The organism is Mesorhizobium sp. M1406 (genome assembly GCF_040317555.1).
In the GTDB taxonomy this organism is placed as follows: Bacteria; Pseudomonadota; Alphaproteobacteria; order Rhizobiales; family Rhizobiaceae; genus Mesorhizobium.
This window is the reverse complement of the sequence record NZ_JAMYKW010000103.1, coordinates 1-10,958: the sequence shown is the minus strand read 5'-3', so window position 1 is coordinate 10,958 and position 10,958 is coordinate 1. Positions and strand designations below refer to the sequence as shown.

Below are 10,958 nucleotides of genomic sequence, written 5' to 3'. Positions count from 1 at the left end.
CCTTGCCCAGCAAGAAGGTTGAATCAGATTTGCACGCCGAAGGGAATCCCCGCCGATTCAGTCTCATTTCATCCCGCTCTAGCTTGCGAGCAAAGTGTGGTCCCAAGACCTATTGTCTCGTGGGATGCGGCAGCTGCGCTTAGCAGAATCTCCGGGACGCAGGTGAAGGGAAGGGGTGGTGGAACAAACCGGTGCGCGTGAGGGTCGCGGCGGGATCACCATTGTCAGTCGGTGACCGAGTGCTCAGACCATCGCTGTCCAGCCAAAGAGCGAACGGCGCCATTCCTAAGACATCCAGTTTCGAGCCCATAGCGGAACGGACTGACATAGCGCAAAGACACAGGCGAGCGCAGCGGTAGGTTTGATTGTTATCAAGCATGGGATGGTGACCGTTGCAGACCACGAAATTTCGAGAGGCCCGGCTGCCTTGGTACACTATCTATCCGGCTGTGTCGGAGTTCTCTGGGGCGGTCGGCGCCGAGGCTTATGAGGAATGGCTCAGGAACCTGCCGGCTAACGATCCGGTGTCACTCTATCTGCACGTTCCGTTCTGCCGATCAGCCTGCTGGTATTGCGGCTTCCCAACCACCATCACCCGCCGTGATGCGCCCATCCTCAACTATCTGGCGGCGCTGCGTGACGAGATCCGTCTGGTTTCGGAGCGAGTGCCGAAGACGTTGCCCGTGAGCGACATACATTTCGGCGGCGGAACGCCGTCTCTCATCGGACCAGCCGAGTTCCTCGCTCTGATGGAGTTCCTGCGATGCCGCTTCGCCATCTCGAAAACAGCTACGGTCGCCATCGAGATCGATCCACGAACACTCACGCCCGAGATGGCGGAAGGCTTGGGAGCGGCCGGCGTGAACCGCGCGAGCCTCGGCGTGCAGAGCTTCGATCCCATTGTTCAAAAAGCGATCAACCGGATCCAGAGCGAAGCCCAGACGTCGGCTGCCGTGGAAATGCTGCGCCGGCACGAAATAAACCGGATCAACTTCGACCTCATCTACGGCCTGCCGCGTCAAACGGTGGAGTCCTGCGTCGAGACAGCGAGGGCGGCGGTCGCCATGCGCCCCGACCGGCTTGCCGTGTTCGGCTACTCACATATACCATCCCAAATAAAGAATCAGCGCCTCATCGAGGAGGAATTTCTTCCCGACAGCCCTGTCCGCGCTGAACAGCATGCGGCTGTCGCCGTGACGCTGAGTGCCGCCGGCTACCAAGAGATCGGGCTCGACCATTTCGCCTTGCCTGACGACGAGCTCGCGCTGGCACAGAAAACCGGTCGCCTGCGGCGTAACTCGTTGGGCTACTCGGCCGACACCTGCAGAACCCTGATCGGTTTCGGCGCGTCGGCTATCGGCCGCATCGGCCAAGGGTACGTTCAAAACGAAGTTACACGGGATTCCTACATCCAGCACATCGCAGATGGCCGACTGGCGACATCGAAGGGCCATCGCCTCACCGACGACGACCGCGCGAGAGCCGCAATTATCGAGCGATTAATGTGCGATTTTGAGGCCGATTTGCCGGCAATCTGTGCCGCCTACGGATCTGATCCGATCCGTCTTCTCGATTCAGCTGAGCGCTTGGCGATCCTGGCCAAGGACGGGATAGTGGTTTTCGAAAACGGTTTTGTCCGCGTACGGCGGGAGCATCGCTTTTTGACTCGCGCTGTCGCTGCCGCCTTTGATGCTTTTCTCGATAGAGAGGGCCTATGTATACCCCGCAGGTGAAGGCAAGCATACAATACGGAAGCTACGCGCCCGCTAACCGGGCATCATCGAGCCGAGACCGCCCATCGTAAGCTGATCATGCACGTGGATGAGGGTAGATCTCAGCCGGGCTCATGCTCGTTCAGTATCCCACGATCTGCTCTTCAGAAAAGCGGCTGCGCTTCATGTACTGCCGCCCTCTGAGTGGGCCACGAACTTCAATCGGGATCAGGCCGCAGGGGCAACGTCAACACGCACAAAAATGTTCATGAGAGACCCACATTGTTGCTAGGTGTATGGTCTCGGAATGAGATGGTGCGGATTGATCTTGAAGATTGACGGGTCTTTCGTCCAGGCCTCGCAGATGACCTGGTAGGGCGTTCGCCATCGCAGAGCCTTGAGGTGCTTAGCGAAATTGTAGGCAGCGACGAAGGCCAGGACATGGGCCTTGAGGCTTTGCAGGTCGTCGTAGTGGTAGACCTTGACCGTGGCATCCTTGATGGTGCGGTTCATCCGCTCGGCCTGGCCATTATCCGGTATTGTGATCTGTGGTGCCTTTTCGTCCTACTGTTCTTCTTTGGGAACGGCCTTATGGTGAGCCCATCCGGGACGTGGGGCACCGGGAGCACGAAAGTGCGGGCAGGCCGTCTTTAGACCGTGGGCTGAGAGCCCGAGCTCGTTACATGGCCGCCCCTCGCGACTTTCCCGGATGCGGACACGATCGATGCCGGCGTTCTGGCGCAGCTCTATGCCAGCGGCTTCCTGCCGGAAGTCTGGATTCCGGACGAACCGACGCAGGCACTGCGCCGGCAGGTGACGCGGCGCAATCAGATCGTCCGGCAAAGATCACGCTTGAAGAATGTCATCCAGTCGATCCTTCATAGCCACCTCATCCCGTCCTGCCCGCATGCCGATCTGTGCGGCGCCAAGGGCCGGTCGTGGTTGAGCGAACAGATCGTGCCGGAAGACGAGCGCCTCGCGATCGATCGGCATCTGCGCGAGTTCGACCGATTGGGCGACGACCTCCATGTTATCGAGCGCGATCTTGCCCGCTCGACTCTTGAAGATGAAGCGTGAAGCGGCTGATGACCATTCCTGGCATCGACATGACCGTCGCGCTGGCGATGAAGGCCGCGATCGGCGACGTGTCGCGCTTCGAGGAGCCGCAGAAGCTTGTGAGCTATCTTGGCTTGAATCCGAGTGTCAGGCAATCCGGGCCAGGTCCGGCATACCATGGACGGATCACCAAGCAGGGTCGCGGCCATGCCCGCGGCATGCTCGTTGAAGCGGCTTGGGCGGCGGCGCGTGCGCCGGGGCCGCTGCGGGCCTTCTTCCTGCGGGTTCGTGCCCGGCGCGGCCAGCATGTCGCGGCCGTCGCAACCGCACGCAAACTCTCTATCGTAATCTGGCATCTGCTGACGAAGGTCGAGAGTAACGCGTGGGCTCGACCCTCCCTGCATGCCAAGAAGCTGCGCGATGTGGAACTCAAGGCCGGGAGCAAGGCTGTGCGCGGCCAAAAGGGGGCCGCGCATGTCTACAACATCAAGAGCCGCCGGGAAGAGGAGAGGCGCTGGGTGGAACAGGCCGAGGGCGCATACGCGCGCTTTGTCTCCGGCTGGAACCGACGAGGTCCGAAGAAGGCGCGCACGGATGCCGCAAATGAGGTACGACGATAGAGGCTTCGCGGCAGGACTCTCACCTCGATCCTGCTCTTCGCCACGCGGTCATCCATGCGCGAGAAGAGAATATCGCAAATCTGACCAAAAAGCGCTTGCTCGATGTCGTTAGCGATGCAGACGCGGTCGAAGATGTGCGGACCCAAGAAGCGGCGGCTGGGGCCGTCGCGGTTCTTGGGCAGGTCGGCGAAGGCCATGCCATTGTCGGTGAGCACGATGTGGATCTTGTAGGGGAAGACCTCCACCACGTTTTTGAGGAAGGCTGAGCCTTCCATCATCCCGGCGCTGTCGTGGACTCGACATAGGTGAACTTCGAGACGCGGTCGATGGCCAGGAACATGATGAGCTTGCCGTCGGCGTGGCGCAGCTCGCAGTTGTCGATGTGGACATAGCCGATCTCGTAGGTCTTGAATCGCTTGCGCTGCTCCTTGGTCTCTTCGACCGGCAGCCGGGAGACGCCGTGACGCTGGAGGCATCGCTGCAGGGCGCTGCGCTGAGGTTGGGGATGGTGTCTCTCAGGCAGCCGAGTACGTCGTCCAGCGGCAGCAGCGTCTTCTGCCGGAACGCCACCACGATGGCTTCCTCGGCCGGCGTCAGCACAGTGCTCTTCGGCGCCTTGGGACCCATCGGCGCATTGGCCGTCGTGTCCGGCTGCGCCATTTCTTTACCTCAATACGTCCGGATGCACGCCTCGCGACGCTAGGAGATTAGAACGCACCGCGTATCGATCGGGCAGCAAAGGCTTGCTGTCGGAACTTCGACAATGTCCGAAACGAGACAGATCGCGCTCAGAGTTAACGCATTGTCCCAGCATCATAGTTTCGATTGGCGCGAGGCTTGCTGGTCGACGGTCGCTCTTACGCTCTCACGTAAAACAAAGATCTAGTGATGATCCGGCGGAAGAGTGAAAACTCTGGCACAAAATGGAGCGCCAAAATGACTACGCCGATTCAGCAATTGACAAATCAGATCGATGACAGTTCTGGACCAAAATATCAGCCGCCTTGGGATTTCCTGCCAACCGACACGAATACAGGCGTCGGCGGAAAGTACATCTACATTGGCTATATTCTTGGAAACAGCAATCCTGTGACATCGATCAACTTCGTTGCATACAACGAAGCGCAATCGAATCCGCCTTCTGGTTGGCAATGGACGGGCCAAGACCTCAAACAAGGGGCAGGCGGGAAATACATTTACATGGTCTGGAAAAACGGCGAAACAGGCAATCAGCCCATCACAGCCCTCCAACTGCTTGTAACCAATCAGTCCACACCGCCAGCTATCGCTGGGTATGAGGCAATCAATCAAGACCTGAATCAAGGTGCGGGTGGACCTTACATTTGGCCGTATTACAGCACGACAATTTCGATGCAACAGAAGGAAGAGGCCATCCTAGCAAAAGCATAGACGAGCCAAGGCCACGCTGCGTCTGCGCTGCAGTTAGCTGCGGCGCGGATGCGTACTACTTTGCAATCCGCCCTCAAGAACACTGCGCACGGACGGCGTTTGTTTCGCCTGGCGAAGATGAAGCACCGACCATCCGCCTATGGATTTACGTCGGGGACCGGGCCTTTCTCCCACACTGACGCATACAGCGCTGACCGCGACGGCCTTCCGAAAGTCGCCGTATCGCCATGCGTAGGCATTTCGATCACATGATGCTCAGCCTCATACCCATCGACCAACATGCTGCTCGTCGAACTCAGGGGTGCCGGGAGCAGCCGACATGAGGTCGGACAGCCGTTCGAGCGCGGCATCGTAGACCTGCTCGTTCCTGATGACCCGGTGCGACGCTCCGTATCTGAGGCCAAGAGGGACGACATCGACAGCCTGAGCCATGACATCGCACGTGACGGATATGCCCCACAACTCACATCAGCGGAAACCGCAGCCCGCTCAATGAACGGCCCAGGATTCTCCCGGTGAATCATGCCTTTGGCAAAGGGTAGGATTTAACATTCAAGAAAGCGGAGATGCGCCAAATCAGAACCCGGTGAACTGTGTCTACTACCCACGCGGGATTGTTGGATTCGTTGCGGGCTGCCTCAAGCCGCGAGGGGCAGTTCCATGTTTCGCCGATCGAATAGCCCTCTGGTCAACGCCCTAGGATGACTGAAAGCGGCACTGCCACGTAGCCGGGATGTGGCGTTGTGTCGTTGGCCGCGGTCATGATGATCGGCGCTGGCAGCGACTCGTCGATCTTGGCTGGTCCAATTCGATCCCAATCGTAGAGGAAGATGTCCTCGTAGAATTTGGCAATGCCACGGTCGTAGAAGATCAGGCTCGCATCGCGGTTAAATCCGGTTCCGGCTGTGGTCCAATTGTGGCTTCCGATAAGCACCGCTTCGCCGTCCACTATGATGCCTTTGGTATGACAGTTCTTCTGCTTGCGGATTTTGCCTGTGTCGAAGCCGTAGTCCTTGGCATCGCTGATCGTCTCTCGGTCGTCCGAACCGAAAGAACGGAAGATGACGCGGACGTCGAGACCTGCTTTCTGCTGTGCCAAGAGGGCATCGAGCAGCTTGCAGTAGTTGTCGCCCACGGTTTTGGTGTTGAAACTCTGGTTCTGAAAAAAGATCGTGCGTTTCGCTGACCGGACGAACGGCAGCACTACGTCGATGTAGTTGTCGGGCGTAAGGATCGGCTGCACGTCGATCTCACGCGTGTCCGTCATCGGCTGGAAGTAACGCGGCTTCGCCGCCGCTTCGAGCGTGTCGAACGTCAGGTCAGCCGGCACCCACACCAGCGGCTCGTTCATCACCGATTCTGGCGCTCCCTTGGCCTCCTCGAGGTCGCGCAGGATGTGCGCTTCGTAGAGCTGGCTTAGCTCCTTGTCTTCAAGCACCACGTGCCACTCACGGTTGTATAGCCTGAGCGCGTTCGCATCACCCGGGTTGGTTAGCGGCGCCACCTCGGGCTGGTTGGAGCTCTGCCAGTTGCCGCTTGACAGCCACATTGCCGAGCGGTCGCGTACTGCGACCTTGATATGGTAGGCGGAATCGAAGATGCCAGTCTTGCCCACGCTCGCTGGAGCAAAGTTGAATTTGCTGCCCTTTTGGTCGCGAATCTTATCCACGGCTTCGTAATCGGTGAAATCGCCCGCGTGTACCTTGCCGCCCATCTGCAACACGAGAGACATCGTCTCCGCTTTGGTCTTGACCGCGTCGAGAACGCCGTTTACCACGTTGACGGCTCCAAAATCGTACATCGCCACCACCAGCGACTTCGTCGTTGCCGCAAGGAACGGCCCTAGCACCGGCCAGCTTGCGTCGGGTCCCGTATGCAATGTGAACTTTGTCGACGTCTTGCGTCGTGTGAGAGGCAGATCGGGCCGCGGCTTGTAGCTGGTATGCCAGCTAGGCGGTGCCTCGTCGCCGACGCTGAGTCCCATAAGGTCGGACGTCGAGGCGACCGTTACGTCTGTGCGTACGCCATCGATGTAGGAAGGAAGCGGTATCACCCCGCGCGACTCGAGCGCGCTGAGGTCGACCTTGCGCTTGACCGCGATAACCACAGCGCGCTCGTCGGTGATCTCACCATTCTCGAAGCGATACCCCGGTTTGACCGCAACGACGTCTTCGCGATTTGCAAGAAGAGCGCGTGCAGTGCGTACGGCGGCGAGCGTCTTTTCCCTGGCTGGAGGAGGGCTGCCCGCGGGCGGTGCGGCGTTGGTCGAGGCCGGACCGGCGGTAGGAGTTGGCGTAGGGCCGACCGACGAGGCGGCACCAAACATCGGCGACGCAGCGCCGTCGATCTCGACTGTAATCCTGAGCGGTACCGTGAAGCTGATACCACCCCGTCCAGAGCCTGAATTGCCTCCCCCGCTGCTGTTGTCGGGCCTTATAAATCCTCCAGTGTGCTCCAGTAGGCCGCGTGCGCGAGCAAGGCAGCGCTTGAGCTGGTCCATCGGCACCGCGTCGTTCTCAATGAATTCAATGCCGCGATAATGCAGCGCCACCACCTGCCCGGTACCGATGTCTATGACCGGTGAGCCGGAGTTGCCGCCCAAAGTCGCGCAAGAATGGGTAATGTTGTCGCCGCCAACGCCGAGGAGGTTGCCCACCGCCACCCGCTTCTTGTCGTAGACACCGCCAAAAATCTTGTTGACGAGCTGCTGATCCGAGAACCGGACGCCGCTTGCCGGATATCCGACCACGGCCACAGGCAGCTTTGCCCGCGGCGTGTCGGGGGCAAGCTGCAGCTTCATACGCCCGACGGATGACGAGTTCTGCGCGAGCTTTAGGAAGGCGACGTCGGGTAGGTTTTCCGGCGCCACCCAGACGACTCGCTCGACCCCCACAGGCTCGGAGGCTGCGTTCCCGAATTCCTGGAGGAAATCGATATCGGCACCGATCGGCGTGCGCGCGTCGAAGCCGAGCTTGAAGGTGAAGCCTGCCCCGCAAGTTTCCGCAAAGAGGTTGGCAACATGCCGAGTGGTGACCACCAGCCCGTCGTCGATGACCCAGGCCGTTCCGACAAACGGGTTGTCGAAATTACTCACGTCGACGCGACCGATCGAGGCCATGCTGCGATTGAGCAGCGGCGCGTTAGTCGTCAGGATCTGTCGCCAAGCCGTCGCCTCGGCGCGGGCGCTGTTGATGTCGATGGCGTTGTTTTGGACGAGGAAGACCGGCGTGCCCACCGCGAATACGATGGTTTCGTCATTGGTGATTGGCGGCGGGGGCGGTATAGGTGCGCCATCCGCGCCGCCGGGCGGTGGTGCGCCTGGAGGGGGCGGTGCCCCGCCGAGGGCCGCCTCCACACCCTCCTCGGCCGGCTGCGCCGTGGCCCGCGGCCCGGGGCCATAGCGCGCGTTCATCGCCTTGGTGGCATCGGCCACCCATCCGGAATGCTCCGCTTGTCTCTGCACTTCGCCGATATTGGCCAGCACTTCCGGCGAACTCGCGTCGGCAATTTGCTTGGCTATGGTGCGCAGCCGTTGCGAGTCGGCGACTGTCATTTTGGACCCTCCACCCAAATCTTACAGTGACTTCCTAGCAAATATACCGCGGAGTATACGCCTGTAACTTTATTAGTCGGCGCATATTATGACCAGGATTGCATGCCTGCTTCTCTTGCTAACCCAAAGAACAGAAATGCAGACGATATTTGTTTTTTATAAAAAGACTAGCCTTGTTTTGCGTGTCACCTAAAATCCGAACATTGACGCAGCCATCGAACGGGCTCGGCACAGGAGCGGGCTACGCCTGATTTCCCTCAGCAGCACGACCTACACCGCTGCTCGATCGGTCACGGCTAAATCTTGACAATCCGAAAAAGCACTCCTCCCAAGGACAGCCCCTGGGTCATGGGGGGTGAGTTCGACCAAGGGCGAGCAAACTTCCACAACGGGTCTGATCGCGACACTCGGAAATAGACTGCCGCTGTCGAGAATTGGCGGATGGAGATGATGGCGTCCGCCCGTCGTTCTGCCAGTCGAAATGCGTCCGGGAGTCGAGCGAGAAATGCTTAAGGGTTACTCGGATTCCAATAGCCGTCGCCTAACGAGGCATTCCCGTTTCACCAAGCTTCAGACGATCTTCTGTGGCCTTTCAGGTCCATGCTGCAGTGAGATCATCTCGGCGGCCCTTTCGTACGCCTTTTGAAAACGGTCTGGGCTGTTTGCACGCAGATTATTCACTACCCTCACATGCATGGACCTATCGGTCGACCACTCTTTGATTCCGAATCTTTCACAGATGTTCGCCGCGGGCTGGCGACCCCATGAATCTTCGCCCGTGCAATCGGGGTGCACTACAACGCTATGGAAATAGCCGTCTGTTCCCACTTTGGTGTCCCATGATTGATGCTTCGCATGGGCAACCATGGCCGTTGCCTGCGTGCCTGCAATGTCTTCGAGGGCTTGGGCAAAAACCGCTGCGAATTTCGCAGGCAGAGCGGGCTTTGGCCGTACATTGATCGGATGAAGGAACTGCTCGTTTTTCGAGATCACCCCGGCAGCTCGCAACACATGCGCCTGATCTGCCTGTTGCCGTATTGGAAGAAACCTCAGGCGCTCTTCATCATATGTTCGGGTTGCAACGCCTGCATTGCGAACGTTGGTGGGCAACGTTCACGCGCCAAACGAATGACAATTGAACTGTTGAATTCGGCGATCTTCTTAATGCCCCTCGCATCATAGAGGAGGTCATTGTCATCCCCGACGTAAACGCGGAGGGGCACCATCTGCGCTTCTGAGATATTGTCGGAACGCCCTCGAAATAAGTCACCTTGGCGCCCGACGCCTTGTCGGGCTCGACGTCTTCCGGGCCGAGTTCGATGCAGGCGCCGAGATAGGTGTTCATCGAGCGCTCGCCATCGGGCGTGACGAAGATCATCGAGCGCGCCGTCGGCGGCTGGCCTTCGAGCGGTTTGGTGTCGAAGGCGACGCCCTGGGCGTGGATGTCGTGGGCATAGATCTCGCCGAGCGCGTCGTTCGACACCTTGCCGAAGAAGGCAGCGCGCCCGCCGAAGCTGGCGACGCCGGCGGCCGTGTTGCCGGCGCTGCCGCCCGAGGCTTCGATCGCCGTGCCCATGCGGCTGTACAACAGCTCGGCGCGCCTTATGTCGATCAGGTTCATCGCGCCCTTGATGATGCCGTTGGTCTCGAGAAACGCCTCATAACACTGGGCAATGATGTCGACATTGGCATTGCCGATGCAAAGCACGTCATAGTCCGGCATCAATGTCTCCGCTTGGGAACCCGCCGGCCTTCTTGCCACGCCGGTCGGGAGCGGGACTAGCAAGTGGGCTTTCCGTTTGCCAATGCGTTCGTTGCCGGCCCTCACGGGGCGGAGTCCCTGCGGTGAGCGCCTCACCTGAGGCTACATGGCGGCCGTGGAGATTACCTCAGCAGCGGCGCCCGATCGGAAACCTTAGCACCTCAGCGCTTTGGCGTGGCTGCTTGAACTCTTCAACGGCAACCGCCTCAATTAGCAGGTCCAAGGCTTCGCGGCCCCTTTGACTCATCGGGTCATCCCCGCAAAGGTAGTCATACGCTCGATCTAAATGCACTCGGGCGGCGGAAAAATCGCTTGTCATATCATAGAACCCTCTCTACCCGCCCGCATTGCCGTCTACGAGGTGAAGGTAGTTCAATCGTCAATATATACAGACAAATTTGAATTAAATCGGAGATGATCATGGAGGTCGAGTTCCCTGACCTGATGCCGCCATGGAGCCCGCCGACGACCACTCGCTGGCGCTCGGTCGGTTCATAAATGCCGAGCACCCCGTCCCGAGACCACCTCTGACCTCCCTCCTACGATGCTAGACGCGTGGAAGACATGGCTGCGCCGCCGCTGCCAGAAAGGCGTGTCCCATCGCGCGACGGCTGCATAGTGGGCAGCCAGGGCCGGGAGGTAGTCGGCAAAGCCGCGTGTGGCGATTGTTGCATAGCGGGCGCAGGCGAAATCGCCACGCCCGTCCAGCATGTCCGATGCCGCGTAGCCCGCCAGGATGCCTGAGCGGAGTGCATGCACGATCCCGCGTGATGACAGTGGATCGGCACAGAACAGGCAGTCGCCCGCCGCGACCCAGCGGTCACCGGCGGCCGGATCGATCGTTG

The 10,958-nt window shown here is 59.6% G+C and carries 7 protein-coding genes and 4 pseudogenes; 3 read left to right on the top strand and 8 right to left on the bottom strand.

Annotated elements, in window-relative coordinates; genetic code table 11:
- Nucleotides 1-392 precede the first annotated feature (392 nt).
- The gene (gene hemN, locus NKH03_RS33060; RefSeq protein WP_352973083.1) at nt 393-1,733 is read left to right on the top strand and encodes an oxygen-independent coproporphyrinogen III oxidase; all 1,341 of its coding nucleotides are present in this window, start codon (nt 393-395) and stop codon (nt 1,731-1,733) included.
- Nucleotides 1,734-2,000: 267 nt separating this feature from the next.
- On the opposite strand, the pseudogene NKH03_RS33055 reads toward hemN, so the two are convergent.
- Nucleotides 2,001-2,243, bottom strand: a pseudogene (locus NKH03_RS33055) (integrase core domain-containing protein); the annotation flags it as partial.
- Nucleotides 2,244-2,426: 183 nt separating this feature from the next.
- Between NKH03_RS33055 and NKH03_RS33050 the strand changes: the two are divergent.
- Nucleotides 2,427-3,388, top strand: a pseudogene (locus tag NKH03_RS33050) (IS110 family RNA-guided transposase); the annotation flags it as partial.
- Between the two features lie 89 nt (nt 3,389-3,477).
- On the opposite strand, the pseudogene NKH03_RS33045 reads toward NKH03_RS33050, so the two are convergent.
- Nucleotides 3,478-4,056, bottom strand: a pseudogene (locus NKH03_RS33045) (transposase family protein); the annotation flags it as partial.
- Nucleotides 4,057-4,324: 268 nt separating this feature from the next.
- Here NKH03_RS33045 and NKH03_RS33040 point away from each other — a divergent pair.
- Entirely contained in the window at nt 4,325-4,798 is a 474-nt protein-coding gene (locus NKH03_RS33040) for a hypothetical protein (protein ID WP_352973081.1), read from the top strand.
- A gap of 261 nt (nt 4,799-5,059) precedes the next feature.
- Here NKH03_RS33040 and NKH03_RS33035 read toward each other — a convergent pair whose 3' ends face one another.
- The 6 genes and pseudogenes from NKH03_RS33035 to NKH03_RS33010 all read right to left on the bottom strand — a co-directional run.
- Nucleotides 5,060-5,230, bottom strand: a complete 171-nt coding sequence (locus tag NKH03_RS33035) for a hypothetical protein (protein ID WP_352949888.1) — start codon at nt 5,228-5,230, stop codon at nt 5,060-5,062.
- A gap of 256 nt (nt 5,231-5,486) precedes the next feature.
- Nucleotides 5,487-8,351 (bottom strand): phospholipase D-like domain-containing protein, encoded by a 2,865-nt coding sequence (locus NKH03_RS33030; RefSeq protein ID WP_352973079.1) that lies wholly within the window; start codon nt 8,349-8,351, stop codon nt 5,487-5,489.
- 570 nt (nt 8,352-8,921) lie between these two features.
- Nucleotides 8,922-9,461: a hypothetical protein gene (locus NKH03_RS33025; RefSeq protein ID WP_352973077.1), complete on the bottom strand. Its 540-nt coding sequence runs from the start codon at nt 9,459-9,461 to the stop codon at nt 8,922-8,924.
- A gap of 142 nt (nt 9,462-9,603) precedes the next feature.
- A pseudogene (locus NKH03_RS33020) lies at nt 9,604-10,074 on the bottom strand (adenosine kinase); the annotation flags it as partial.
- Nucleotides 10,075-10,240: 166 nt separating this feature from the next.
- Nucleotides 10,241-10,432, bottom strand: coding sequence for a hypothetical protein (locus NKH03_RS33015; RefSeq protein WP_023727257.1), 192 nt, complete (start codon nt 10,430-10,432; stop codon nt 10,241-10,243).
- 173 nt (nt 10,433-10,605) lie between these two features.
- Nucleotides 10,606-10,958, bottom strand: a 353-nt coding sequence (locus NKH03_RS33010; RefSeq protein WP_502913581.1) for an NAD(P)/FAD-dependent oxidoreductase, incomplete at its 5' end; no start/stop codon positions are given.